Annotated in this window: 28 protein-coding genes and 1 pseudogene; 1 reads left to right on the top strand and 28 read right to left on the bottom strand. The window is 42.2% G+C overall.

The window, feature by feature from the left end:
* The 20 genes and pseudogenes from PSF67_RS19890 to PSF67_RS19795 form a co-directional block, all read right to left on the bottom strand.
* Positions 1-3,328, bottom strand: a 3,328-nt coding sequence (locus tag PSF67_RS19890) for a host specificity protein J (protein WP_272677534.1), incomplete at its 3' end; no start/stop codon positions are given.
* Between the two features lie 2 nt (positions 3,329-3,330).
* Positions 3,331-3,987 carry a tail assembly protein gene (locus PSF67_RS19885; protein WP_198860680.1) on the bottom strand — a complete coding sequence of 219 codons (657 nt, stop codon included), beginning with the start codon at positions 3,985-3,987 and terminating at the stop codon, positions 3,331-3,333.
* Positions 3,891-4,619, bottom strand: coding sequence for a C40 family peptidase (locus PSF67_RS19880; RefSeq protein WP_272677533.1), 729 nt, complete (start codon positions 4,617-4,619; stop codon positions 3,891-3,893). The genes PSF67_RS19885 and PSF67_RS19880 overlap by 97 nt, the downstream gene beginning before the upstream one ends.
* Positions 4,620-4,627: 8 nt before the next feature.
* Complete coding sequence (locus PSF67_RS19875) at positions 4,628-5,326, bottom strand: phage minor tail protein L (RefSeq protein ID WP_272677532.1); 699 nt, start codon at positions 5,324-5,326, stop codon at positions 4,628-4,630.
* Between the two features lie 54 nt (positions 5,327-5,380).
* Complete coding sequence (locus PSF67_RS19870) at positions 5,381-5,620, bottom strand: hypothetical protein (protein WP_272677531.1); 240 nt, start codon at positions 5,618-5,620, stop codon at positions 5,381-5,383.
* Positions 5,621-5,670: 50 nt separating this feature from the next.
* The gene (locus PSF67_RS19865) at positions 5,671-5,997 is read right to left on the bottom strand and encodes a phage tail protein (RefSeq protein WP_233102450.1); all 327 of its coding nucleotides are present in this window, start codon (positions 5,995-5,997) and stop codon (positions 5,671-5,673) included.
* 45 nt (positions 5,998-6,042) lie between these two features.
* Positions 6,043-9,111, bottom strand: a complete 3,069-nt coding sequence (locus PSF67_RS19860; RefSeq protein WP_272677530.1) for a phage tail tape measure protein — start codon at positions 9,109-9,111, stop codon at positions 6,043-6,045.
* Positions 9,086-9,358 (bottom strand): phage tail assembly protein T, encoded by a 273-nt coding sequence (locus tag PSF67_RS19855; protein ID WP_272677529.1) that lies wholly within the window; start codon positions 9,356-9,358, stop codon positions 9,086-9,088. The genes PSF67_RS19860 and PSF67_RS19855 overlap by 26 nt, the downstream gene beginning before the upstream one ends.
* Positions 9,359-9,423: 65 nt before the next feature.
* The gene (gpG, locus tag PSF67_RS19850; protein WP_272677528.1) at positions 9,424-9,801 is read right to left on the bottom strand and encodes a phage tail assembly chaperone G; all 378 of its coding nucleotides are present in this window, start codon (positions 9,799-9,801) and stop codon (positions 9,424-9,426) included.
* 43 nt (positions 9,802-9,844) lie between these two features.
* Positions 9,845-10,375, bottom strand: a complete 531-nt coding sequence (locus PSF67_RS19845) for a Rha family transcriptional regulator (RefSeq protein WP_272677527.1) — start codon at positions 10,373-10,375, stop codon at positions 9,845-9,847.
* 216 nt (positions 10,376-10,591) lie between these two features.
* Positions 10,592-11,083: pseudogene (locus tag PSF67_RS19840) on the bottom strand (phage tail tube protein); the annotation flags it as partial.
* Between the two features lie 10 nt (positions 11,084-11,093).
* Positions 11,094-11,492, bottom strand: coding sequence for a phage tail terminator protein (gene gpU / locus PSF67_RS19835; protein WP_198860687.1), 399 nt, complete (start codon positions 11,490-11,492; stop codon positions 11,094-11,096).
* On the bottom strand, positions 11,492-12,055 hold the full coding sequence (locus PSF67_RS19830; RefSeq protein WP_272677537.1) for a phage tail protein: 564 nt from the start codon (positions 12,053-12,055) through the stop codon (positions 11,492-11,494). The genes gpU and PSF67_RS19830 overlap by 1 nt, the downstream gene beginning before the upstream one ends.
* A complete protein-coding gene (locus tag PSF67_RS19825) occupies positions 12,033-12,329 on the bottom strand; it encodes an ATP-binding protein (protein WP_272677525.1) in 297 nt (98 codons plus the stop codon). Before PSF67_RS19825 ends, PSF67_RS19830 begins: the two co-directional genes overlap by 23 nt.
* A 3-nt stretch (positions 12,330-12,332) precedes the next feature.
* On the bottom strand, positions 12,333-12,680 hold the full coding sequence (locus PSF67_RS19820) for a DUF2190 family protein (protein ID WP_198860689.1): 348 nt from the start codon (positions 12,678-12,680) through the stop codon (positions 12,333-12,335).
* 85 nt (positions 12,681-12,765) lie between these two features.
* Positions 12,766-14,820: a ClpP-like prohead protease/major capsid protein fusion protein gene (locus tag PSF67_RS19815; RefSeq protein WP_370661200.1), complete on the bottom strand. Its 2,055-nt coding sequence runs from the start codon at positions 14,818-14,820 to the stop codon at positions 12,766-12,768.
* Positions 14,765-16,270, bottom strand: a complete 1,506-nt coding sequence (locus tag PSF67_RS19810; protein WP_272677524.1) for a phage portal protein — start codon at positions 16,268-16,270, stop codon at positions 14,765-14,767. Before PSF67_RS19810 ends, PSF67_RS19815 begins: the two co-directional genes overlap by 56 nt.
* Positions 16,267-16,482 carry a hypothetical protein gene (locus tag PSF67_RS19805; protein ID WP_272677523.1) on the bottom strand — a complete coding sequence of 72 codons (216 nt, stop codon included), beginning with the start codon at positions 16,480-16,482 and terminating at the stop codon, positions 16,267-16,269. The genes PSF67_RS19810 and PSF67_RS19805 overlap by 4 nt, the downstream gene beginning before the upstream one ends.
* The gene (locus PSF67_RS19800) at positions 16,479-18,596 is read right to left on the bottom strand and encodes a phage terminase large subunit family protein (protein WP_272677522.1); all 2,118 of its coding nucleotides are present in this window, start codon (positions 18,594-18,596) and stop codon (positions 16,479-16,481) included. Before PSF67_RS19800 ends, PSF67_RS19805 begins: the two co-directional genes overlap by 4 nt.
* Entirely contained in the window at positions 18,593-19,096 is a 504-nt protein-coding gene (locus tag PSF67_RS19795; RefSeq protein ID WP_272677521.1) for a DUF1441 family protein, read from the bottom strand. The genes PSF67_RS19800 and PSF67_RS19795 overlap by 4 nt, the downstream gene beginning before the upstream one ends.
* Positions 19,097-19,469: 373 nt before the next feature.
* Here PSF67_RS19795 and PSF67_RS19790 point away from each other — a divergent pair, with 373 nt between their 5' ends.
* On the top strand, positions 19,470-20,180 hold the full coding sequence (locus PSF67_RS19790) for a hypothetical protein (RefSeq protein WP_272677520.1): 711 nt from the start codon (positions 19,470-19,472) through the stop codon (positions 20,178-20,180).
* A gap of 139 nt (positions 20,181-20,319) precedes the next feature.
* Here the strand turns inward: PSF67_RS19790 and PSF67_RS22120 are convergent, their stop codons facing one another.
* The 8 genes from PSF67_RS22120 to PSF67_RS19755 all read right to left on the bottom strand — a co-directional run bounded on the left by PSF67_RS22120 (position 20,320) and on the right by PSF67_RS19755 (position 24,867).
* Positions 20,320-20,577: a hypothetical protein gene (locus PSF67_RS22120; protein WP_419836643.1), complete on the bottom strand. Its 258-nt coding sequence runs from the start codon at positions 20,575-20,577 to the stop codon at positions 20,320-20,322.
* On the bottom strand, positions 20,507-20,884 hold the full coding sequence (locus PSF67_RS19785; protein ID WP_272677519.1) for a hypothetical protein: 378 nt from the start codon (positions 20,882-20,884) through the stop codon (positions 20,507-20,509). The genes PSF67_RS22120 and PSF67_RS19785 overlap by 71 nt, the downstream gene beginning before the upstream one ends.
* Positions 20,885-20,942: 58 nt before the next feature.
* A complete protein-coding gene (locus PSF67_RS19780; RefSeq protein WP_272677518.1) occupies positions 20,943-21,509 on the bottom strand; it encodes a lysozyme in 567 nt (188 codons plus the stop codon).
* Positions 21,490-21,690 (bottom strand): phage holin family protein, encoded by a 201-nt coding sequence (locus PSF67_RS19775; RefSeq protein ID WP_244069311.1) that lies wholly within the window; start codon positions 21,688-21,690, stop codon positions 21,490-21,492. Before PSF67_RS19775 ends, PSF67_RS19780 begins: the two co-directional genes overlap by 20 nt.
* Positions 21,691-21,846: 156 nt before the next feature.
* Complete coding sequence (locus PSF67_RS19770) at positions 21,847-22,593, bottom strand: PP2C family protein-serine/threonine phosphatase (protein WP_272677517.1); 747 nt, start codon at positions 22,591-22,593, stop codon at positions 21,847-21,849.
* A gap of 2 nt (positions 22,594-22,595) precedes the next feature.
* Entirely contained in the window at positions 22,596-23,345 is a 750-nt protein-coding gene (locus PSF67_RS19765; RefSeq protein ID WP_272677516.1) for a serine/threonine-protein kinase, read from the bottom strand.
* A 126-nt stretch (positions 23,346-23,471) separates the two neighbouring features.
* Complete coding sequence (locus PSF67_RS19760; protein WP_272677515.1) at positions 23,472-24,530, bottom strand: DNA-methyltransferase; 1,059 nt, start codon at positions 24,528-24,530, stop codon at positions 23,472-23,474.
* Between the two features lie 142 nt (positions 24,531-24,672).
* A complete protein-coding gene (locus PSF67_RS19755) occupies positions 24,673-24,867 on the bottom strand; it encodes a TrmB family transcriptional regulator (protein WP_206646504.1) in 195 nt (64 codons plus the stop codon).
* Positions 24,868-25,025: the final 158 nt, after the last annotated feature.

Here is a 25,025-nt window from a genome sequence, read left to right as displayed (position 1 = left end):
AGTGCTGAGTCACTACCGCATTGGTTTTTGATAACTCATCTTTGTTATCGTTAATATCTTTGCCAAGCTCTGCACGCACTTGTTCTGTGCGCTCAGATTGAGCTTTGTCTTTCTCTGCTATTGATTTACGCACATCAACAAATTCAGCTTCTGAATGCTCATACTGCGCTTTTACGTTCTCTGCTAATTCTGCTGTCGCTTGCTCATTTGTTGCTGTTGCACTCGCCAATCGAGTCACTTCTGCTTTCGTTTTCAATAGCTCTGAATTCGTTTCATTCACTTGTGCATTGGTTTGCATCAGTGCTTCAGAGAAAGAAAATTCAAGATTAGTGATGGTTTGATTAATGTTAGTGATATAGCCGGTCATTTCACCAAACTGTGCGGTTGTAGACTGTTCAAACTTCACTTGCGCTTGTTTTAAATCAGCTGTCGCAGTTTCAACAGTGGTCACTCGCCCTTTGATTGTACCGACTTCATTATTGGTCTCATCCAAATCAGCACGAACTTGACCGATTTGTTGCGCAAAGGCTTCATTCGATTTCGCCAATGATTCTTGGACATTCAAAACATCCGCTGCCACATGCTCAAATTCTGAATTGACTTGCTGCTGAAATTTCGCATGAGACTCTCTATCAGTCGCCTGCACTTGCTCAAGCCGAAAGATTTCAGCTTTCCCGTGCGCGGTAGTTTCGCTAAGTTTGAAGTGAAGCTCAGTCGTGAATTGGGTATTAGTCATCACGGCTTCGTTAACAGCTTTTATCTCGCGATCAATACTGATAACTTTTTGTCTAAAGTCGTCACTATCAATTTTTAAATCAGTGAGATTGTCTTTGTTGAAGTCGATTTGCTTTTGTAGCTCTTGACCCGCTTCAGTACTGAGAAACTTATCGCCGATAACTTCCAAAATTTCATCAGCCCGATCCTCTGGCTTGCCGTTGGCTTCAACAAACTGCGATTTGCCTACTGGATTCACGGTTCTGACATAAACATAATATGTCTGGCCAGCTTTAAGCTTTCTTCCCTGAATAACCCACATCGTGCCATTGCCAAGGTATTCAGCCAATAGCTCAACTTCATTGATATTGGCGATCTGTTTTTCAGAAAACCAAAACTCATACTGCAAGCGCAGCGCATTTTGTCCGCCCACATGCGGGATAATCCCTAAGCTGAAAAACCCCGGTTCAACATCAATATAAGACGGTGGTGGCGGTGGGTTGATATCAAATGAAACAGAGGATTGCTCTCCCTTTTGTCCATCTTTATTTTGCGGTGCCACAGAAAGCAGGTAGTTGCCCTGTGGTAGGTTTCCCATTCGATAACGGTTTTCTTGTGTTTTAGCGGTTCCAACAATACGCCCTGCTTGGGTTAATTTGAGGATAAAATCAACACCACGAACCGCTGTCGCGGTTGTCCAGTTGGCTTCCACTTGCCAATTGTCACTATCCGCACTGACTTCAACCGAAAGGTTTTCAACTGGGGGAATGTAGCCGCCAAGTGGTGTGTCTGGTAATGGTTCAAATTTTACACCCTGATCGACAATAGCCTCTTTTTCGGGGACATGCTGAACTGCAATAACACCGTAGGTTCCATCGCCCTTATCTGAAATCGTAATCGCTCTAAATAAACGACGAGCCAAATCAGGCTGGCTAATACCCCATACCGATTTTGTGGCGACACCTTTGGGTATTGATTCAACCTTGATTTGATGATTACCCAAGTACCCTGTCACTTTTACACGCTCATAACGCCCAGTGGCATTCATTAACGAAATAAAGGCAACACCCGATTTAGGCTTTGTTACTTCTCTATCAAGCGTTAAAACCTTTTGAGTCACATCAATGGCAATAAGCCTGCCGCCAATAGGATCCTCACCACCTACCCAGTCGTTATCCATAATTTCGATGATATCACCAGGAGTGTGACGTAACCCTTCCGCTCCCACTTCAAACTCAACAGTTTGAGTCTCTAATTTCTCCGTCAATAATATCCATAAACCATAACGACGTGCTTGTCCGCGACTTGTGCAGCCAAAGGCGTCAACTCGAAGCACGTTAAGGCCAAACTGTGCAACCAGTGCATCATCTGAAATTTGCTCAACACTGGTTTTCCACCCATTTTGCGGATCAATAAAGCGTACTTCAATAGCGGTATGACGAGCCTTTAAAGGGCTGAAGCTATAATGAAAACGACCATTAACCACGTTTGCATTTGTGTAGGGCCAAACAACATCACTATGGCGGTCTTGAACAAATGTCATTTGTAGCCCGTTCCACACAGGCATAATTCGCATTATTGAGCATAGATCACTGAAGTAATCATACGCTTTGCGAATGTCAGTAATATAAGCATTGCAGGTTACTCGAGGCTCTTTATTACCGAAGCCATCAGGTACCAATTGGTCGCAATATTGACCAATAACGTAAAGCGCAAACTTATCAACTTCAGCTATTTTAAGTCTTTTACCTAGCCCAAATCGCTTCGTCGTTAATAAGCTGTACAGCACCCACGCAGGATTATTGGTATATGCAGGCTTAAACGTTCCATCCCAAATTCCACCATAGGTGCGAGTTTCAGGATCATAATTGTTTGGTACCTGAACAATTAATCCCCGAACTAAATAGTTACGTGTAGGGTATTGATTCCCAAACTGTTCACTTTCAAACGTTAGGCCCGCAACAGCCGAACCCGGGTACGTTTGATTAATGTCTGTGATTTCTGTGTAACTTGACCAAATGGTGTTGTTTTGCAGTTTATCGCTATTACTATCTGCCGTTAGGCGAACCATGCGGATACTAAAAGGTGGGGGCGGCAACTTATCAATGACGACAGCCATTAGATACGGCGAGTTGCTCCGCTTGCCACGGATAGTGACATTTTTTTCTGTTACCCACGCACCATTGCGTTGCACCTGAACTTGCAATTCAACCGATGTACCAACACGATCTCCGTTATCTTTAACCTCAACCAGTGCTTGGGTGCCAAACGTTAAGCGTAGCCGGTCAATATTTCGTGAGGTTATTGTGCGAGTTACGGGGGTGCTTTTTTTGATTTCAATACCGACAGGGGTTTCACTTGATGATGAAGAAAACCCCTCTAAAGCTGGTTGCTCTAATGTACCTGATACCCACTGAGCGGTCATACCATTTACATTGCTGTTGCCCGAAGAGTCAATAACAGGAGTATTATTGAGATAAACCCCTTCTAAACCTCCAACCGGTCCTTCGATAGGTCCTTCACACACTAAATCAATAATTGATAATTTTTGTCTTGACGTTAAATCGTTAGGCGCTTCGTACGGGGTACGTTGCTTGCCTCCATTTTTACCCATAATTAGGTCTCCCCGCTACCACCGTGTTTACCCACATCAATATCTTTGGCTTCACCGTCATCCATGATTTCAATTGCCTGTGAAATCACCCTTGAACCACACATAATTTCACCGTATGCAACAGGTACCGCCATCCCCTGTGCGACAGCATTTTCAAGGTTGCTGAAGTATGTGTTTCCCTTTTCTTCTTCAGAGCGCGATAAATTAGCCGGCTTCGGTATCGGTGTTAACATTTGTGCGACCCCACCAATCATCATCGCGCCACCCGCTAGCATCATCGATGCGCCAAAACTCCAGCCAGCAGGGTTCCACCACCCAATTGCCAAAACGGCCGCGCCAGCAATAAACTGAAAAGCTCCACCTGTTTTTGCACCTTCGATACGCGGAACAATGTGAATTACCGCATTTGCCATCAATGGTTCATGGACACGCTGATGTAATTCGCAGGGATCAACATCGGAGCCGCTAATGCGAATTTGATACCAGCCATCACGGAATTGTTGTTTAAGGTTGGGAATTTGAAGAAATAAGGCATGAAGCCCTTCTGCTGCGGTATTAATATTTAAATCGAATCGACGACCAAATCGTTGCAGATCCCCATAAAAGCGGATGGTTGCCAGTTGCGGTAACGCCAGATTGAGTGAGTCATTCTTTGCCATCTTTCGTTATAAACCTCTCGCTTGCTCAGTTGGTTAGGGACATGATGTAAAATGGCTTGATCCCCTAAATAAATTGCGGCGTGATTTGCCCGAGAACTGGCATAGCAACACAAAATGATATCGCCGGGCTGAATGTCTCTTTTGACTTGCTTAAAGCCATTTTCCGCTAAGTTATCTAAATAAAGCTCCTTCCCTTGCCGCCACCAATTGTCTTCACGGTCAAAATCTGGCAATGAGCAACCGGCTAAATGGTAAGCGTCACGGAATAGGCCATAACAATCTGTAGAGCCATGAATAAACTCACGGCCTAATAACTTAGGTACGCACTCAAACTTGATAATTTTTTCATCGCAAACCAGCCACCAGGGGAGATTTGTTTTTAACTGATGCGCTCTATCTGCTGAACTTAAATAGGGATTGCCACTGGGGTGACTATGAACAATCGCGATGACTTCACCTATTTGGCTGGCTTGAATATAGTCCTCAGCCGCAATTGAAAAATGATTTTCAGGATCGATATGCTGGTTTTCACAAGGGATATAAATCTCAGTACCGTCTTGAATAATCACAAGGCCACACGATTCCTGTGGCGCCATGCTTTTAGCATGTTCCAGAATGGTTTTTTCTAGCATAATGCTCCTTATTGACTAAGACGTGACGAAGAGAGGAAGCAACCTATTCGATGCGTGTTATTTCTCAGCTTACAGTCAGATAAACGCTTACCGCATTTGTCTTTACTGGGGTCTTGTGTTGGGTTGCCAAGTTCATCGGCAACTGGCAAACCTTTATACCCGCACTCTTCAGACCGATAGCCAAAATTACATACATCAGAAAGAATGACTCGAGCTGGAAAAGTGGCGCCATCTGTTTCCGTTGGCGCTGCAAGCTCCCATGTTGCATTTTCAGCATTGAGACTGGTTAATTGCTCAATCACCCATCGACTAACTTGCTCTTGCGTTGGATCTGCACTGTCATTACCGCCAGCAAAATTAGCTGCATCAAGGAATTGCGCCATTGTTTTACGACGGATAACAATGCCTCCCAACCCTGAATTTAACCGGCTAGCAATACCAAAAATTAGGCCAAATAAATTAGACAAGGAAATAGTTGGGCGGGTCGATGGGCCTTTGCCATTTAAATCAAACCCATCCCCCATGATGGGGTAAGGTTCATATTCTTGGCCTTGCCAAATGACCGGCCCTGATGATTCATTGGTACCGTTGTGGAATCGATACCGAACTCCACCTATGTTTGTTAGGTCTATTTCATAAAGTATAATTTCTGCTTCTGCCTCAAGCTTAGTTGTCGCGATAAGCAATTCTGGTGGGATGTTTTGCATTTATTTTACCCATAAAAAAACCACCCGAAGGTGGCTATTTTGAAAGATGTGACATTATGGTTTTACACCATATTTTTTCAGAAAATCGTCCTCTTTCTTTTCACATACAGAGGCAATAAGTTGCTTGGTCTCTGCTGAAAGAGATTTCTTCTCATAATCTTTCCAGCAAAGTTTTATAACGTCCCTGTCCTTACTTTTCTCTTTGTCTTTTGGTGACTCATTCGTGCCGGGTATTGCTAAATATAGTAATAGAAAGCCAACTGCAAAACCGATAATGTATTTATATGACTTCACTTTAGAACCTCAACGAAATTAGATTGCTAAACAGATCATATATTATCCTATTAAACCACCTCTTCAAATTCAGCACTTATTGTTTTACGGATGTTGCCGCCATCTGAAGACCATTTTTTACAAACAACCACAACCGCAGGCTGGTTTTTAATAGGTTGAAATAGAAATGATTTTACACCGCCATGACGCCTTAAAAAGCCTAGCGCCTCATCAGCTTTTTCAGGTGTAAGGGATAAGTTCACGTTAAATCTTTCAAGCTGTGAATTTAATCCATCAGGCTTACGCTGCTCATACCCATCACCAAAACTAACAGTTCTGATTCGGGGAGAGGATTCCGTTCCCATCCCCGGCTTAATAGGCCAGTTAAAAACTTCCATTAAACCTCCGTTATTCAGCCCTCAATGGAGGGCTTTGCACTATGGTTACGCTGAAAATGAACCACCATCACGACGCTCTTTCGTCATAACTTGTCTCGTTTTTTGCTCCACTAAATTCAAGATTTCTTTAACTGCATTCGGCCCAATTTCCCCGTTGCCAGCTTCATTTTGAATATTAATTTGGAAAGTTTGATTTATCTCACCACCTGAACGACCGCTAGCGGCAACAACACCCAACTTCCCATCAATACCTCGGCGTAAAGGCAATATTGCCTCTGGCCCAGCCTCGCCCATTAATCCAGCACCACGCGCAAATGGGAATAAAGTTGGCTGTGAAACAATTTGCCCACTGTACGCGCTAAGACCAGGAGAGTTGTATACGCCACCTTTTGCATTCGCGGTTACACCACCAAACCCAAAAGCCTCAAAACCTTTTACGATGCTCATTTTTATAGCAATTTCAGCCAACATTTTCAGAATTGATTTAGTGAAGTCTTTAAAGTTGGCTTGCCCATCTACCAGTACACTAGACAGCGTGGAGCTAAATCCATTTAACGTTGCAGATGTGACGCTTTGAATTTGTGCATTAGCATCTAAAGCGGCATCCCGATAATCACCCCAAGCTGTTTTCATGCCAGCCATCCAGTCTTGCTTTGCAGTATCCTCTTGAGCAAACGTAGATAATTTTGCACCTTCAACCTTTTCCCACTGCGGTGTATTGCCATAGGTTGAGCGTAACTGCTCTATTTCTAGTGCTCGCTGAAGTTCTAAAGACGATTTGCCCAGTGAATCGGTGATGGCTTTTTGCCGCGCTTCCTGCTGCTTGACGTATTTATCAGCCTGATCTTGCAGTTTATTAAGATGCTCTTGCTTGGAAATCTGGTCTCCCAAATCAGCCAACTTCATCTTATTAGCTAAAATGCCTTCTTTATTTTTTAATAAAGATTGTTCATCAAGGGATAATTTACGGGATTTGCTAGCCTCCTCTAAAACATCAAACTTGGCCTGTTCTAACTGAAAATTTTTACGCTGTTGGCTAATAAAATCAGTGGCTGTTTGGTGTTGTTGGAGTAACCTTAGCTGTGCTTGTAGAGCGGTTAACTCCGCTTGTGATGATTCATCATACCGAGTACCTATATCTGGCTTGTAAGCTTTTCCTTTTGGTGTTTTGCGCGCTAGCTCTTTCTTGTACCTCTCATTTTCTCGCTGAATAGCCAGTTCTTTTGCTGATTGAGAGGCATGTTCATCATTTCTAATTCTCTTGAGTTCACTTTGGTGCTTTTCCTCTGATGTCTCATACTTCTTTTTTAACGCCAAATCAGCTTCAAACTGTTTTTTCATTTTTTCATTAAACGCAGAAATAGCATTCGCACCTGCATTAAATGATTTCTCATTGCTTATTTGATTTTGCAGATTTTCAACTTCAAGCGTTAAGTTTTTAACTAGCGTTTTGTTTGCTTCTAAGTTTCTTGTGGCATTTTGATTTAAAAAAGACTCTGAATTTCTTCCAATACCATACCCTGTTGTATCAGGCGCTCCCCCTTTCTCAGCAATTTCCAGCTCTTTTCTGGCTGCTACTAGTTGCTGAACTTTTGCATCTAATTTATCTTGTACAGAAACAGATCGACCAACATTAAGCATTCTATCCCATGCATTTTGAGCCGCTTCACCAACCCACTTCCATGCGGTTTCTAACGTTCCTAAATTTTCACTGATTTGCTTAGTTCTTTCATTTAAAGAGGATGAGTAAAGCTCCATTGATAGTTTGGTTGCTTCAGATGTACGTCCCTGCTCCTCTAGTGTGGTTATTTGCTCAAGTTGCGTTGCAGTTAAAAAGTGAAGAGACTTATCCAACTCCATGACAGCTTGAACTGGCTGATCTTTAAGTCGCTGAAACTGCTTAATAGTCTCATCAATAGATTGTCCTGTCGCCTTTTCCATTTTCGCAGCAACACCAGCAACCATATCTACCTGCGCCCCAGCGAACGAGCCAGAGCCAACAACTTGTGCCAGTGCGTCAGCCATTTTGTACTGCGTGATACCATCACCCGAAAGGGATTTAGCTAGCGCATTAAGCTGACCTTGGGTTTTAGCTGCGTAATTCCCAGTTAAAATAAGCTGCTTGTTATATTCCGTAAGCTCTTTAGAACCCTGGTATGCAGCAACACCAAATGCCGTTAATGCGCCGGCACCACCAAACATGGCTACTTTCCATGGTGTGATTAAAGAGGTGATCGCTTTTAGTGAATTACCAAACCCACCGAACGAGTCTTTAATTTGTCCTCCCTGCTGAACTGCCACTAACCACGGCGGCATGCCAGAAGCCAAAGAGGTGACAATATCGGTCATTTGCATCGGTAGCTGTCGCATCGCTTGCCGATACTGTCCAGAAGTTAAAGTAACTCCTTTCATGACACTATTTTGCTTTTCCAACTTACGAATATAAATATCCGCCGAACTCGATACGCCAAGTTGAGCAGCTTTCAATCGAAGCATTTCAGTGCGTGACAGGTTTTGCTGTATGACCTGTTCTTTTAACTTATTAATAAAGCGCTGCTTGGCTTGTGTTGCGCTATTTTCTGCCTGTTCAAGCTCTCTTGATATACCGATAGCTCTTGATTGTAGTGCTGTATTGTCATCACGCGTCAGTGCACCATCTTTAAACGATTTGTCGATTCTGTGACGAAGAGCTATTATTTCGTTGAGTGACGCCTTTTGTCTTTCGAGATGATTAAGTTGAGCAGAGTATTGCTCAGTAAGATCTGGTAGGAATGTAAATGCTTCGCTATTTTTTCGCTCTAATTCAGTTATGGTTTTAATGTGTAAACTAGAAAATTTAGCCGTTTCTTTCTGAAGCACCCGCAGTGACTCAAGAGCTCTCTGCTTTGCTGACATAGCCTCATTTTCGAGTAGCTTTGTTTGATTGGATTGATTTCTAAGTTTCTCTGAGTTTCTTTTATCAATCACGTCACGTGCGTTTTGGACTATTTTTGCGAATCGTATGTCATCCCGCGCTTTCTTCTCTAGCTCCCGCTCTACTCGACCTGATTTTTCAAAAAATTCTGTGGTATTGGCGCCAATCTTAATCTCAAGATCCGCTATTTGCTGGCTCATACCGCACTCCCCCGGATATTCCTTCGCTTGCTAACTGAATAGCTTCGTCTGACATTTCGCTATCATCTGACTCAATATCAGTTAGCAACATAAAGTCGGTTAATTCTGTATCACCACCAAACATGGTTTGAAATACAGTCTGTTGCAATGCTGCAAATTCTGCATCGATAAGCTGTGGCGTGAACGGTACTTTGCTAAAATGGTCGGTCCAATCGCTATACTCTGAAGCACTGATTTCATCTAGCATTCGCCGCCAGTCAGGTCGCCCAAATTCACGCGCAAGTCGCAAAGCAAACACTCGTTCACGCGCAACTACTTTTCCAGTGATTCGACCTTTTGCTCGTCAACATTATTCGAATCGCTATCTTTGCTGGTCATGCCGCTTAGCTCAGAGACGATATCAAACGCACTTTTCAGTGCCGATTCTCCCCAACTATCAAGAATTTCCTGATAGATAGTTTCAACATCACGATTTCTGTCTGTATTCCAGATAGAGCGAGAAACTACCCATGCTAGCTGCTCAACACCATGGCGATTTAATTTTGCAACACGCGCATGATCTTCAAGGTTTGCAGTTTCATTGTTTTGCTGAACTAAAAGCTCAAAATACTCTGCACGTTGCAATGCGGTTAATTCAGAAACAGCAATAGTTACATCACAAATAGTGATTTCTTTTTTCTTTAAAAACATATCGATACCTTTTCGTTAAAATTAAAAAAGGCCGCTGAGCGACCTATTCATCTAAAAATAATAACTTGGGCTGAGTAAGAGAAAGTATTTGCTCATATTCCAACTGCAACGCTTTTTTCTCCTTCTTTCGCCCGTTCATTAACTGACTACCTAACCGACCTTTTAACTCTGACTTTGCAGCTTTCAGAGCATGGCGATGCTGAGCTTCTTCGCCTAATTCTTTCCAGCGACTAATTTGCTCTGCCATCCAGTTAAATGCCTGAATAAATTTTATCTTAATAAGCATTGCTGCTTTGCCTGTAAAGCCCATCACCAAAAGCATATATCCGTCTTTGGATAACTTGTACATTGGCTGTATATCGCCATTTTTATCAATAAAATCAGCCTCCTCAAAATTGAGTTGGGCAAAGTTGTCGGGGCACTCATCCCTAACCTGTCTAATTTTACGCAAGACGTTGTCGTGCCGCTTGCCAAAGTAATCAGCAATCTTTTTACTGGTTGTGAACACCTGTCCATCAGATGCCATAACCATCTTTTGGAAATTAAATTCAGGGATAACTGTTGTTTTAGTCATTAGTTAGTTCCTTTTAGAGATGAACCTTGCGCCCAGGAGTAACCAGCCCAAAGAGGGTTAACCATTCCACTACTGGTTATCCTCAAGGCTCATCCTGAAAGGTTCTTTGGTTTATGTGTGTCGGGCGTGACACAGGGTGAAATACATATAAAAAAGCCACGTTCCTGTGGCTATATGATTGATTTAAAATGCTTATTACTCTTTTGGTTGAGTAACCGTTTTACCCGCTGGTTTTGGTGGAATTTCTTCTGCCATGGTTGGTCGGCCAGTGTTCTTAATCTTCACTGTTCGGGTCATGGTTTCTTTGATTGGAATGGATTTACCTAGGCCGCTAATCCAGCCCTTAAATAAATCAAGGGTGCCATTTGGGTACAGGATTTTGTAAAAGCGCGGTAAACCCTCATCAAACCATTTAACAAGGTCTTTTTGTCCTTCCTCACCCGGCAACCAAGCAAGAGTAACGCTGGTTTCACCAGAAGATTTTTCACCTTGAGTGGTGTTTTCCCAGTCACCGTTAGGATCATCAAGATAACTATCATCTTCACTTGCCGCCGTAATTTCACCCGGCTCTAGTGATTTGATTCTAGCTAATCGAGTAAAGCCCGTATCAAGATACGGGTCCTTGGTTGGGTCATCAGTTCCTGTGTATACCCAAAGTGTCGTGCCAGCCCCTTTTGTGGGCTCCAGTGGATTTGGTACTTTTGCCATCGTAAATTCCTTACATTTCATATTCAATTAGGTAAGTGATATCAACCGAAGCCCATAGCGCCATTTCATCATCACGATCATAGTCGTACCCTTTTGGTGTCATGTCGGTTAAAACATCACCTAAGTTGGTCATACTTTTGATTGCAGGGTATAGCTTTTCATCTACCCATTTATCTAAATCAGAATCAGTTTTTGCAGCTTTTAAAAACAGCTCAATATGAAGAATGGCAGTCCATTGGTTGCTATCAAGGTACTTTGGATCTGGGCGAGGCTCAGTTAAATAAACAGCTACGACAGGTAACTCGTTTTCATCAAAATTAACAGGCCGACCATCATAAGTTGACAATTTGGGGATGCTCGCTTTGAGCCCCTCAATCACTAACTCGCGGATCTTCGTATGCTTAATCACTATCCCCCCTTAAAATAAAGCCGTAATTGGTTGTTAAGGGCATACCGCACTTCTTTATCAATATCTGCATCACGAACTTTGATAACGTGCTCCTCAAAAGCATCCGTTAACGGCTTTGATAGCGGGATTTTTACAACTTCAATTGGGTACCGGCCTTTCCCGACCCGTTGCATAACATGCCAGCGACCATTATTAAGTTGCTGAATAAACGCATTAGGAAAAGTAAATTTACCGACTTTCAAAACACTATTGTGTCGCCTTTCAGTACCTCGACTTCGTGAAAGTTGCACTCTTGCGGTACCCAGAACAATTGCAGGTAAATTCCCTCGGTTAACAGTTATTCTTGCTTTAGCAGTACCTTGCTTTGAACTTGCTCGCTTAAGTCGAACACGCTTGCGGATTATTTTTTGTGGGATTTTAGTTTCTTTAGAAACTTGTTTAACACTACGGCTAATTGCCCTCGCCGCGATTCGGTTTATCGCCTGAGCCGTTGCAATCGGAGTTACTTTCTCAACGATGGTGTTGAGATTTCGAATTGCTTCACTCTTCCCCTTCATCGTCATCATCCTCTAAAAAAATCATCCACTTGCCATTAAATCGCTGATAGCGAGTAACCAGATAAGAGCAACCACCAGCAGCCACTTTGTCGTTTTTTCTAGGTTGATAACCCGATGAAAAAATGACATAAGAAAGCCCATCCCCTGTGACGGGGCCGAATTCAGGTAAAAAGTGAGAATCTACCCCTATGTGGTCTATACCGTTAATAGATATAGGCTTTCCCATTCGTTTAGTGGTGAGTGCGTCCAGTCGATCTGTTAACCGTTCAAACGCACTCATAAATTAACCACCTGCTGCCGCTGTAGCTGGGAAAATATTCAGTTTAACGGGCACTAATTCTGCGCCAGCTTCAGCTGCTTCCCATGTAATACCCACAGGAACGCCACCTTTATCAGCAACAACCCCTTTGTCACCTGTTACCGCTTGACCTGCCGTTAATGCAATGCCCGCCTTTTTCTTTAGTAAAAAGACACCTTCAGCAAAACCATCTCCAGTTTCCCCTGGTTCAATATTTGTCGCAGCGATACAAGCTAATGCACCCACCATGACCAAGTCGCCACTGAGAATAGCGGTTGTGCCTGTATTTTTAATTTCAACAGTTAATCCCTGTTGTTGATAATTCTTAGCCATAACTTCTCCTTCTGGCCCCGAAGAGCCAGATTTTAGGTATAAAAAAAGCCCGTTAGGGCGAGAGGTTTTGTATTCTTAGTTTTGCTTATGGGGCTTCAACGCGCACCAATCCGCGATAATCAACAGGAGCAACGCCAGCATCGATGCGGACTTTTGTAGTTACACCATCGGAAGTGAAGCCTTCTTGTTGGTCGATATAAGGTGTATCAACACCATTTAGATAAGCGACTTCGATTGTGTCAGTGCCTTTTGCTGAAGTCATATACCAAGTGGTATCACTCTTATTGTCTAAGCGCGGCTCGGTGATAATTTCTGCAATATTGCGAATTGGGTTAATGACGCCAGCATTAACATCAGCCCCTCTTACGCTGGCAGAGCCAACCACTTGTAGCGCGTCAGTTTCTAACGCTGTTGGCACTAACATAAAAGCAGGTCGGATGTTTAGGGTTCGGTCTCCTTCTTTTTGCTTGCGCATGGCCGTTCTACCCTTACTGATAGTATCAACATCCATCCCGCCTTTCAGGGTGTTACCATGATCTGCGCTGAACAATGCTTTATTGTCAGAATTTAACTTCTCATTTTCAATTAGAAGTGTATAAACAAGATCGCCAATTGTTGCTTTTGCTGCGCGACCTAACTTCATTGGTGTATCCGTTAGCATAGACATGTCATCATTAATAATGGCCTGACGTGAAATACTAAACAAGTTACCGTATGTTGCTAGCGCGATGGTTTCCTTTTTATCGTTAGTTGTAACGTATTTGTACTCGGCACCTTCACGAACTTCGTTCAATGAATTAAAACCACCCATACCGACACGAGATGCTGTTTTAAAGTCACTGAGTTGACCTTTCTTGGTCCATTTATCGAATGTCTCGTCAGCTTCATCCCATCCTAATAAAATAGATTTATTAGCGACATCTAACAAGATGTTACCGAAATCAGAAGTAGTATGCGTGAATGCCATTGCAATCATTTGCATTGGGTTGTAGCTAGAAACGCCAATACCACGCTCAGTTAATGACATTCGGGCCAATTCACGCAATGTCATATGATTAAATGGATTATCCGCTTCAGCGTTATCATATCCTGCGCGGCTCATTAATGACGCGCGGACACTATCACCTACGATGTTACCGTTATTTGCATAAATGTGAGCACCATAGTTGACTGTATTCGTTGGTGTCGCTTCTTTCCCTAATTTATCGAGTAGTTTCTTTCTAGCGTCCTCAACAGTGCAGGCCACATCGAGAACACACTCCATCATCATTTCATTATGCTTGCCGCCGAACATGGCAAATAAATCCTTAATCCCATTCATACGCGCTTGTTCAGCTTGACGTGCTTGGGCTTGAATACCTGCGGTATCAGGCTCTTGTGTATTGGTTGGGTTTTGTGGTTGTGGTGCTGGATCTGCCGATGGCGCCGACGTGTTACGAGGGTTTGTTAGGCTATTTTTTAACGTGTTTTTTAATGAATTAGGCATGGATTTAAATTCCTCAATGCGTTTAGATGAAAGGCTGGCCATCGCTTTGGCTGGCTCAATAACGGAGTTAGCAAAACCGTGCTCCACGCACTCTTCTGCCGTTAACCATGTCTCATCACCGAGCATGGCTTCAACTTCTTCTTTCGTTTTCCCCGTTTTCTCCATATAAGCAGGGATTAAAACGTTTTCGACCTTATCAAGGAGGTCAGCATAACTGCGCATATCATTGGCATCGCCCCACGATACGCCCCAAGGCTTGTGGATCATCATCATGGCATTTTTTGGCATTTTTACTTCATCACCTACCATGGCAATGACTGACGCCATCGACGCTGCTAGCCCATCGATATAAACCGTAATGGTGGCATTATGATTTTTGAGCTGATTGTAAATAGCGATACCCTCAAAAACCTCACCTCCTGGTGAATGAATATGAAGGTTGATATGGTTGATATTGCCAAGGGAAATTAAATCTTCGGTAAATCGCCGGGCACTAATCCCCCACATTCCAATTTCGTCATGAATATAAATATCAGCTGAAGTCTCGCTGGTCGCTTTCATTTGAAACCAACTTTTCTCCGGTGCCGACATCAGCGGTTTACTCATCGTCGTGCTGTTTTTTGGTAGCATGAGATGTGTGTTTTTCTTCTGCATTATCATTACCTTTGTCGTTTGCTGGGTCAGTATCAAATTTCAGCCCCAGTCGTTCGTTTTCATCAATTTCCGCTTTACGGCGGCGTTTAACTTCCGCTGGGTTACCACCTCTTGCGCGCACCCAATCGCTTTCTGTCGCAGATCCTCCGCGAATTTGCGTTTTCCATGCATTCGATTCCTTAACCGGATCAATCCACGGCATAACAGGACCGTTATAAGTGGCGTTGTAAAGAGAAATGGGGTCAATGTCAGGCGGGACGGTAATAGCACCCGAGAGAATCGCCATTTTTAACCATTTTCGGTACATTGGGCGGCTTATCGCCCCACAAAAGGTATCCTGTAGGACATAATATCCTTCAAATGACTCAACAAGCTCTTGTCGCTGGGCGCTATACGTTCCATTGTAATCACGAGATATACTAGAGTAACTAACGCGGCTACCTGCTGAAAAAGCCCTAATCTGACCATTTCTAAAACTTTCAAGATTTGGGTTTGGACGGTCTGATTTAATCATGCCAACATCTTCACCGGGGAGTAGGCCATCATAAATAATACCCGGCTCTATCAGGATATTTCTGTCCTCCTTTGCGTTATCTTCGTCATACCCACCAGCGTCCCCTTTTTTGATATACATTCCCAACGATGCAGCAATTCTTGCAGCCGTTAACTCAGCATCTTCATAATCTTTCAACGCACTCAAGCGCAGTAATATTCCTGAAAATAAACTATTTCCACGTAGCTGGTGCAATCGACGTACATGCTTTAGGTGAAGCATATCCTCAGAGGGGATAGACTTGAGGTCTCCCATTTGCTGCCCAGTGGTTAGTAGATTTTTATGGACAAGATAAGCTTGTGGTCTCCCCCAATTATTGACTTGAATGCCTTGGCGAATATTTTTACCTATATCATCCAAATGGATAGGTACAAAGTCAGGCTCTAACGCTTCCAGCCAAAATGAAATGCCGGCTTGCTTATCTAGCCCTTTTTGATTCCCCTTCACTATCTGAGCGAACACTTCACCATCTCGTAGCCACGTTCTGACTAAAAGGCGCTCAAGCATTGGACGCGTAAATTGCCCTGTAACTTCCGGGCGGATAGACCATTCAGCCCAAGCGGCTCTTATCTGCTTAGCAAGATCCTCATGAATCTGTCCTGTTAGTGATAATGGCTGTGGTTCGACGATAATGCCGCTTCGCCCAACAATTCGCTCTTCCATTTTATCGAGAATACCAATTGAAAGGTCGTTATTGTTATCTAGCCACCGCGCTTGCTCTCGTAACGACTTACCCCCAAATTGTGTTAATTGGTTAGCATTACGTGGCTCCCTTCGCGCCTTATGTAGTCGTGATGGCATTGCGGCTTCATAAGCCCTAATTTGGTTTCGTGAGCGTAAACGGCTACTGGCCCACCCGGGCGAGACCACCGATATCGCTTTATCAAGAAAATTCATTGGAACCTCGCTAATTTATAGCCGGGTGACTTGCGATTTGCCGCGCTGCTTTGTGAATATCGCCGCTCCCAATATTCTCGCCCCTTGCGGATCTCGCTGAGGTTTTCCATCGTCATGGACTGTCCATTGAATGTGACGCTTTTCCCTTGCAGTATTTCCATCTCTGCTTTTAAATACGCATCCCTCATTTCTTTAATTTCTTCTCGGGTCATACCCATCCCCCAGATGTTGAAGACACAGGAGTCCATGCCGAGCTTGCGCTAGGCTTGGTTTCTTGCGTTTCTGTTTGAGTTTGAATTGGTGTTGATTTTGGAGGAGGTTGATTAGAAGCCGGAGGTGATAGTTTAACTTCGCTGATATCCGGCAACTGAGCCCACTTAGGCGGGTTCTCCCATTTGATTTTTTCGTAACCGAGTAAAATAACCAATGCATGCGCATAAACAGTCAAGTCAAATGCTTCGTTGGCCCCTTTGCCCGGCTTTGACCATTTCCCGCTGCTATCGCGCTCTTCGTACGTCAATTCATCGTAGAAAGAATCCTCAAGCCAATCAGGAAAATGGATGTAGTTATTACCCACCGTCTCCCGCCCCAAATGTGCAGAAATACGGTCTTTTAATTCATTTGTCTGCAATAAATAAATAGGCACATCACCACGCGCTTTTGCGCGGCGGTCTGAACGTTCCGTATTATCAGGGTAGGATTTGGTGATCAGTTTACTTTTGGCTTTACCATCCCCTTTAAATAGATAGACACGGCGCGCTAGCCCATCTTTTTTACATTTACGCCAAAATTGATAAGCGTTATCCGTTACCCCTTCCTCGCCACCGGTATCTATCGCCATGCCATGGATACCCATTTCTAAATCGTCGCGATCTTGAAGTGGGTAGGTTTTATCGAGTACATCAGGAATTAATATATTCCAATCTTCCACATAAGAAGAAGGGTCTATTTTTCTAGCTTCACCATCTTCGCTATAACGTAAAGACCGAGTGATGTCGAAACGGTCTATTATCCAGCGTTCACCTCTGGCGCCATAGCCTGTGACTTGAACGACAAACCGCCGTTTTTTACCACCCTGCACGTCAACGGTTGCCACAAGAAAACGAACACCACTAGGCACTGTGCCATAATCCCAATATTCAGCACGCGCCTTAAGATCATCGCCACTTCGCTGCTCTTGGCTGATTTTCGGTAAATAAGGTTGCCCCCAGTCGGTATTAATGACTGATTTTAGCGTTTCCTCGCTACCTGTTCGCTCGTATTCCTGTTCCGCATTGAGTAAGTTATAAACTAACTTTTCCCATGTTTGATAAGCTGCGGCTGGGCCTTCCATCCAAAATGAAGCAATGCGAGACTCTCTTGGCTCACCTGTAACAACGCCATTTTGATCAATAGACTGCCCCTCTCTAAGCCAAACCCCTTTATTGTTTAGCTCTCTTTTCTGTTCTGGTTCGATAATTCCCATGCAGTGGGGGCACTGTAATCGTGCCGCCTTACTACCTGCTGTTGGGTCATCACCCTCACTAAAGCCCACCATGTTTTCACGGATTGGTAAGAAATATTCTGAACAATGCGGACATGGCCAATACCAGCGGCGGCGATCACCCCGATTATAAAGTGACAAAATACCCGTTGTTGGCGGGGCCTCATGCGGCGTATTTCGTCGCCACTTACTGTCCGTTATCTCTCGACCAGGAGAGCTTTCCACCAGTGTTTTTCCTGCGGACATAAATGTAGTTGTACGCTTTGCGGCTAGCGTATAGGCATCGCCCTCTCCGTCTACATCTTCAGGGAACCGGTCATAATCCGTTAATGCGACAAACCGATAATCCGAAGAGGACATAATATTGACGGATGGCCAGCCAATTTTTAAATAATTCCCCGCCCTAAATGTTTTGTCATGGACGTTATTGTCATTACGATGAGGGCTTAGTCTTTTAGCCACTTCTCGGCTTGAACGAAAGGCTCTATCCAATCGTTTTTTAGAGTGTTCCCTCGCCTTTTCTTCCGTCATTTGAATGAGAAGAAAATCCGCGGGGTCGCACACAATGACATAGACGATCCAGCCATCAATCAGCCCCAATGATTTTCCCGTTCGAGCTGGGCCAACAAATATCACTGAATCATAGCGACGATCCGCAAGGCAATTCATTGGTTCAATAATATAAGGGGTTAATGAATCATCCCACGGTATTGAAGAGCCTTCCCCCATTGGAACGCGCATGTATTTTTTTACAGCCTGAGCAATTGGCATTCTGCGGGGAGCTTTTAATAGGGAGGCAACATCTTTCCTCACTGTCGATGCCGAGGCGTAATTTACTGTCATTCTTCAAAATCCTCTGCATCCATTACCCGTGCAGCTAAAATATCGCGCAATTCATCAACAATGATTTGTACTTCTGTCAGCTGCTGGGCATTCCAACCTTTATCACGCTCTAATTTATCGGGCCATGTATCTAAAACTTGTGTAATTGCTTTAACCAATACCGCCATTTCCAAATGCACATCGGCAACAGGAACCAGTTGTTTAAGTGTGGTTTCTAGTTTTATCCGTTCGTTTTCGGACTGAAACCAATCCTTGCGATCCTTGGGTGGCATTAATGATGGGTCTTGCAAACTGTTCGTATTTGCATCAGGGTCAGCGCCGAAAAGTATCGGGCCGATATCTCGTAAAGCGTAAACGGGATTCCCTCGAACCATATTTGCTATCGGGGTGTTTGCATCGAGCAATCGCTTTTTAACTGTTCCGCGATTCAAGCCGAATGCTTCAGCAATCTTAGCCACGCTCCAGTTGTAGGCGTCCCCCAGATTGCTGATGTTGGACATTGACACCTCACTCTGTCAGGTGAAAACTGATATTTTTATTTATTATCAGATAGATATAACACATTGAGGTGACAACTCATTTTGAAAATTGTCACCTCAATGTCGATATTTACAAATTAAATCAATCGGTTAACTCACCTGCTGCTGACAGCATGAAAAATTGAAAATGAGCCGTTTCCCGCGAGCGCGCCGCCCCGTGGTAAGGGTACCCCCTCAGGAGTACCTTTTGAATTATGCGTAAAATTAATCAAATCAATAAACAATAAATTATGTAACTTTTAATAATGATGTCTCAAAATTTATGATTTCCAATAGTTATTATTAATTAATAAGTTATAATTTTCGTTTTATGTATGGAATTATGAGCTAATATATGAATAAAGAAATTATTGAACACTCCGTTGATAGGCTATGCAATGCTTTACGCTTATTTAGTGAATGCTCCTTTTCAGTAAAACAACTTCTACATATAGATAAAGAGGAAGCTGTAGATAACCACGACAGAGCTTTTGAGGTGATTTTGGAGTCATTTCACACCTTATATGACACAAGTAAAAAAGAAGTTAATTACTTCAATAATCCTTCATCGTCTCTTTTAATTATTATTAGAAATGCTATTCACCATAGAAACCATTCATTATTTAATAGCTGGAATAGAACAATGATTAGAAGGGATGGATATAAAAAGTACGATGGCGCTGAATTTCTTCTTTGTAGTTATGACCCTCTAAATGAAAATTCACATGTCATGCAATACTATTATAAACTTGATGATATTTTCACCCAACTAGATAATGGTCAGTATATTAAACCTAATAACAAAAAAATGATCATTGATGAACTAAATCTAAATCTCATCAAAAACTATGCCTCATCCCAAAGATACCCACTTGAACAAATATATCTAAATATAATCCCAGTTATGTGCTCAGCTGTAAGATATGCTTTTAATGAGTTAATTAAGAAAGGCATCGAACCTTCTGGCTTTGACTCTGAGGTCTACTTGAAACATTTTACCACTGATGGTTTTTTTGATCTAAATTCAATAAATTACAAGAAAATTAGGTTTGGAAGCTTCACGTAAATATAATTGTATTATTTTTAGTATATATCTAAATTTGAGTAATGCAGATTTAATTAAAATAAGTAATTTTTAATATCCGCTTTAGATTATTACCTTTTTTATTAGATCTGCTCAAATCCAACTTGTAGCTAAGCTCTATTCATAAGTAGCTATTCTGATTTAGCTCCGTATTTAGGGTTTTTCTTTTTTGTTCAAGTTCTCTTATTTTCTCAAGCTGATCGTTAGCTTTTTCTATCGTTGTAAGCAGTAGCCTGTTCCACAATACAGACGCTTCTGGCGATAGCGTTTTACCATCACTATCAGGCGGTAGTGGAGGCACCACTAAATTAGTTAGCGTTGCTGGAATTGGCACGCATTGCGCGGGAACGTAATTCTTTTGTGTACTCGAACAAGCCATCAGCAACAGGCTGAGGCACAAGATCATCACAATAAAACTCTTTTTGGAGTATTGTTTTATATTCAATGACTTTCTCCTGTGCCTTTGCATCTGCTTGAATACCATTGCGGTGTGCTGAAGTTGCTATAAGATTAAAACTATTAAACTGTAGTGACTGTTTAGCAATGACTTCACTTTGCCTGACGTTATCTTGTTTGAGATTGTCATTATCTTTTTTTACTGAGACGTTGCTGTCATAAAGCGTTGCAGCCCACCAACCCAGACCGACAACCATAAGAAATAACCAAGTGGAAATATCTATTTTCATAAATTCACCTGCTTACCTCGGTAGTGATCTAGGGCTTTTTGGCATCGCTTTTCTAAACTTACCTTGTCAATACTGCAGGTATCGTCTCTGAGTACATATACGCCAGTTGAAATAAAAAAGGCGTACCCGAGAAAGAAGAAGAATAAGCCGAGCCGAACTTTCCAAGGCATACTGCATTTTCTATCTCTCTGCGTGTTATTAGGCCTTTCCACTCTTTACCCCCTGCGTAAGTCCAGCGTTTTAATTCATTGCAAGCACCAGCGATATCACCTGCATTCAGTTTCTTCAACATCGTAGAACGCGCAAAAGCACCTATGCCCACGTTGTAAGCAAAGGAGTAAATAGCGGCTCGGGTGTTATCGTCAATATCGACTTTAATTAGAGGGTCTACGCCCTTTCTGACTTTGCTGAGGTCTTTTTCAAGCAAAGATAAACATTCTGATTTTGTATAGGTTTTGGTGGGGATAATGTCAGCGCCCGTGTGCCCAAAACAAACCGTAGTAACATTCACGACATCTTTATACGGTTTAGTTTCCATACCTTCAAAATAAGCAATCATGCTTACTGTCAAAGCAATTAAGCCACCAGCGGCAGCCTTTTTTATTTTATTTGGTATCTTTGCCACTGTTAGCCTCTCTTAATTTGAATTCTTTCCGTTTGTAGTACCAATTCACCAAAAATGTAGCGACAGTGCATACAATCCCGATGAGCACCGCCCACTGGTCTAGTGATAACGCCCCTGCCGCTGTAGTGATTACTCCTAATGCATAAGAAAAGGGGCTTGAGTATTTTTCGTGCATACGCATATCCACCCCCTGCGGAGTGTTCCGATGTTTAGTTAATAGGTAGCCAACCGCAAGGTCATTGCAGTAATTAAACGTGTTGATAGTGATTTGCGGTGGCTATATACGAAAAAGGCCGCACTAGGCGACCTTTGTTTGTGATTTGGATTTTAAATGGCACTACAAGCTTATTGTTGCACCAACTAATGAATAATCATCTGTTGGCCCATTTCTTTCGATCCGACGGTACAGACTATTTGTAAATTTGGAAATATTGTTCATTGTGTTAAAAGAAAACCGTGGATTTTTTTCCCATAATGCATGAGCACCATCAGACATAATGTACAACGTCATATTGTCATCGATGAAATCCAATTGTTCATTCGGGATGAAAAAAATATCACAATTCATTTCAATTTCATTTGAAACTGAAATCGCAGTTGTGAGAATATTTTTACCTGATTTGCCCTTTAACTGCCTAGCGGTAAAAACTCCCTCATCAATAAGCATCTGGTGTCTAGTGTGATCTTTTGTTAACTGTTTTAACTTGTTTGCTGATTTTATATATAAACGACAATCTCCGACATGCCCCACTAGAATCCCATCTTTCTTTACTACACAAAAAGTGAGTGTCGTTGATGCCATTTTCATTACTTCAGAGCCAATATCTGACGCCTGCTCTTTTAAAATATTCCTTATATTTTCAAATGCATACTCAACATCGACAGAGTTACTGATCGAATGTGCACTTTCTAAATAAGATATTGCAAGCCGCGAAGCAAAATCAGCACCAACATATGAACCAACACCATCAGCAACGGCCATAATAAATCCGTCACTTATTTTTTTCACAGGTAATATAGAATCTTGATTACCTCTGTTCACCTCTTTAGGATAAGAGAATGAGGAAGAAGCTGTTAAAATCATTTCTATAACCCCCATGAAATAGCTTCAAAATCGTTTATAATATCGTCTACTGACTGATATCTCTCTTCTTTCTCCATTTTTACACATTTTTTTAGAATATTATCTACATTCTTATTTTTATAAGAAAGTTCATTCAGCATCTTCCCTAACGCATAAATATCGGTCTGTCGAGAGTATTCACACTCTATCAGTATCTCAGGGGCACAGTAATGCTTTGTCCCCATAAATGTTTTAACTAATGTCAAATTAGTTGAGTCTTTATCAGGGCTCAGATCCTTAACCAACCCAAAATCAGAAATTTTATACGTGCCATCTTTAAATTTAAGAACATTTTGGGGCTTAATGTCTCTATGTATATATCCACTTTTATGTATAAAATTCAATCCATCAAGTAACATTCTTGCGATATTGATCTTATCAAAAAAAGTTAAAGTTTCTCTCTTAAGCTCGGTCTCAAAATCTACCTCAGCTTTATCCATAATAAACCAAGGTCTATCAATCTTTAAGTTATGCAGATAAACAGGGACAATATTATTGTGAACACACTTAGATTGACTAATTACTTCTAATCTGAATCTTTTTTTAAAATTATCTATTAATTCTACCTTTTTGGGAGAAAACACTTTTCTTGCATAATCACCACATTCATTACCACTTAGCGAATAAAGCGTGACTAGCTCAACATACCCAAACTCACCACGGCCGATTTCACTTATAGGCCGAATTATATAATTACCAAAGTGCTCATCCACCTGAAATTCCTCTTCCCTTTATTTCATAAGGAAAATTTACACATTAATTAAGCGGTAGTCTATGACTTTGGTTGCATATTTATATAACACGGCCATTTAAAATAAAGCCTACAGCAGAATTCATCTCTATAAATTAGGTAGAGATATACTTCTATCTATCTCTGATCTCGTTTGCTCGAATCGCTCAGTTTCAAGCTCTACCCCAATAACACGGCGGTTAAGTTTTAATGCCGCTTTTATTGTGGCGCCAGAGCCCATGAAAAAATCAGCAACAACATCATTCTCTCGGCTACTGCTATTGATAATATGTTCCATCATTGCTGCAGGCTTTTCACATGGATGTTTGCCGGGGTAATACTGCACTGGAGGATATGTCCACACATCAGTATAAGGAACATCAACGGTCACAGAGAATGGACGCCGTAATAGTTGGTATTGCGCTGCTAATTCATGATATTCGCGCCTTAACGTGATTTGCTCACCAACCAATTCAGCATGTGCACGTTCTAGCGGGTTATGGCTTAACTTTGCCTCAGCAACGCGCTTGAATAAATCCTGAAGCTTCAGATAATCGGCTTCACTTGGTAACTGCCATTGACTATAACCGAACCAATGCGATGCCATTTGCTTGCCTGTTGCCTCGTGGATCTCTTTTGCTGTTATCCCTAACGAATCACGGGCTTGCTTGAAATACTCAATTAACGGCTTAAGCACATTTTCTTTAAGCTTACGGCATTGCTGCAAGTATTCACTACCCTTCCCTTTATAGGGGCCTTGGTAATGCTCAGCAAAAATAATACGTTCTGTAGCGGGGAAATAACTTCTAAGACTTTCTTTATTTTGCCGCCGCCATGGACCCGATGGTTTAGCCCAGATAATATGATTTAAAAGATTGAATCGCTCACGAACCAATATTTCAGTATCAGCCGCCAGCTTAGATCCACAAAACATATAAAGACTGCCCGTTGGCTTTAATACCCGCCAAAACTCAGAAAGCATTTCATCAAGCCAAGATAAATAGGCAGTGACATTTTCCCACTGATTATCCCAACTACAGCTTTTAACTTGAAAATAAGGTGGGTCAGTTGCAATTAGGTCAATACAATTATCGGGAAGTGTCTTTATGTAGCTGAGTGAGTCATCATTGACTAAATTAATACTGTTTAAATTTACAGTGTTTTTCATAGATCAGGGAAACCTTTTTTGATAAGCTTCACTTGCTTTGTGCACATAAGCAGTGGGCTTTAGTTTGTCCGTGATCTACCGGAACGGGCGAATGACTGTAAGGGTGCTACCAACACCTTTACAGTCGCCCATTTTCACAGCGCTAGATATTTTGATATGTACTTTCTTTGATGTTTTCTTTGATTAATCCAGCCATTGCCAGTTGTGTCAGTATTAATCGGCAGCTTGAATCGGTTAGATTACTAAGCCATGCGATTTCACCTACTGTGGCAGGTTCATCTGTAACTGCATTAAATACAAGCCTTGCCTTTTCTGTCATATCACACTGTTTTAACATGATATTTTTAAACCTCTGGTCAGTTATTGTGCATAACTACACATGTAACTCTGACCAAACGTAACAGCAAGTCTTATGTTTGCTTAGGTATAAAAAAGCCCCGCGATTGCGAGGCATTGAATTGGTTTAATGCGACTAGGTATAGAATGTCCATTATT

The sequence above is a fragment of the Providencia sp. PROV076 genome (genome assembly GCF_028483405.1).
In the GTDB taxonomy this organism is placed as follows: domain Bacteria; phylum Pseudomonadota; class Gammaproteobacteria; order Enterobacterales; family Enterobacteriaceae; genus Providencia; species Providencia huaxiensis.
This window is presented reverse-complemented; position numbering and strand designations above follow the sequence as displayed.

Excerpts from the sequence above, each read along its gene's own strand:
- PSF67_RS19885 (WP_198860680.1), bottom strand. The coding sequence starts at position 3,987 with ATGGCAAAGAATGACTCACTCAATCTGGCGTTACCGCAACTGGCAACC.
- PSF67_RS19880 (WP_272677533.1), bottom strand. The coding sequence starts at position 4,619 with ATGCTAGAAAAAACCATTCTGGAACATGCTAAAAGCATGGCGCCACAG.
- PSF67_RS19875 (WP_272677532.1), bottom strand. The coding sequence starts at position 5,326 with ATGCAAAACATCCCACCAGAATTGCTTATCGCGACAACTAAGCTTGAG.
- PSF67_RS19865 (WP_233102450.1), bottom strand. The coding sequence starts at position 5,997 with ATGGAAGTTTTTAACTGGCCTATTAAGCCGGGGATGGGAACGGAATCC.
- PSF67_RS19860 (WP_272677530.1), bottom strand. The coding sequence starts at position 9,111 with ATGAGCCAGCAAATAGCGGATCTTGAGATTAAGATTGGCGCCAATACC.
- PSF67_RS19855 (WP_272677529.1), bottom strand. The coding sequence starts at position 9,358 with ATGCTAGATGAAATCAGTGCTTCAGAGTATAGCGATTGGACCGACCAT.
- gpG (WP_272677528.1), bottom strand. The coding sequence starts at position 9,801 with ATGTTTTTAAAGAAAAAAGAAATCACTATTTGTGATGTAACTATTGCT.
- PSF67_RS19845 (WP_272677527.1), bottom strand. The coding sequence starts at position 10,375 with ATGACTAAAACAACAGTTATCCCTGAATTTAATTTCCAAAAGATGGTT.
- PSF67_RS19830 (WP_272677537.1), bottom strand. The coding sequence starts at position 12,055 with ATGACGATGAAGGGGAAGAGTGAAGCAATTCGAAATCTCAACACCATC.
- PSF67_RS19825 (WP_272677525.1), bottom strand. The coding sequence starts at position 12,329 with ATGAGTGCGTTTGAACGGTTAACAGATCGACTGGACGCACTCACCACT.
- PSF67_RS19820 (WP_198860689.1), bottom strand. The coding sequence starts at position 12,680 with ATGGCTAAGAATTATCAACAACAGGGATTAACTGTTGAAATTAAAAAT.
- PSF67_RS19815 (WP_370661200.1), bottom strand. The coding sequence starts at position 14,820 with ATGCAGAAGAAAAACACACATCTCATGCTACCAAAAAACAGCACGACG.
- PSF67_RS19810 (WP_272677524.1), bottom strand. The coding sequence starts at position 16,270 with ATGAATTTTCTTGATAAAGCGATATCGGTGGTCTCGCCCGGGTGGGCC.
- PSF67_RS19805 (WP_272677523.1), bottom strand. The coding sequence starts at position 16,482 with ATGACCCGAGAAGAAATTAAAGAAATGAGGGATGCGTATTTAAAAGCA.
- PSF67_RS19800 (WP_272677522.1), bottom strand. The coding sequence starts at position 18,596 with ATGACAGTAAATTACGCCTCGGCATCGACAGTGAGGAAAGATGTTGCC.
- PSF67_RS19795 (WP_272677521.1), bottom strand. The coding sequence starts at position 19,096 with ATGTCCAACATCAGCAATCTGGGGGACGCCTACAACTGGAGCGTGGCT.
- PSF67_RS19790 (WP_272677520.1), top strand. The coding sequence starts at position 19,470 with ATGAATAAAGAAATTATTGAACACTCCGTTGATAGGCTATGCAATGCT.
- PSF67_RS22120 (WP_419836643.1), bottom strand. The coding sequence starts at position 20,577 with ATGGCTTGTTCGAGTACACAAAAGAATTACGTTCCCGCGCAATGCGTG.
- PSF67_RS19785 (WP_272677519.1), bottom strand. The coding sequence starts at position 20,884 with ATGAAAATAGATATTTCCACTTGGTTATTTCTTATGGTTGTCGGTCTG.
- PSF67_RS19775 (WP_244069311.1), bottom strand. The coding sequence starts at position 21,690 with ATGCGTATGCACGAAAAATACTCAAGCCCCTTTTCTTATGCATTAGGA.
- PSF67_RS19770 (WP_272677517.1), bottom strand. The coding sequence starts at position 22,593 with ATGATTTTAACAGCTTCTTCCTCATTCTCTTATCCTAAAGAGGTGAAC.
- PSF67_RS19760 (WP_272677515.1), bottom strand. The coding sequence starts at position 24,530 with ATGAAAAACACTGTAAATTTAAACAGTATTAATTTAGTCAATGATGAC.
- PSF67_RS19755 (WP_206646504.1), bottom strand. The coding sequence starts at position 24,867 with ATGTTAAAACAGTGTGATATGACAGAAAAGGCAAGGCTTGTATTTAAT.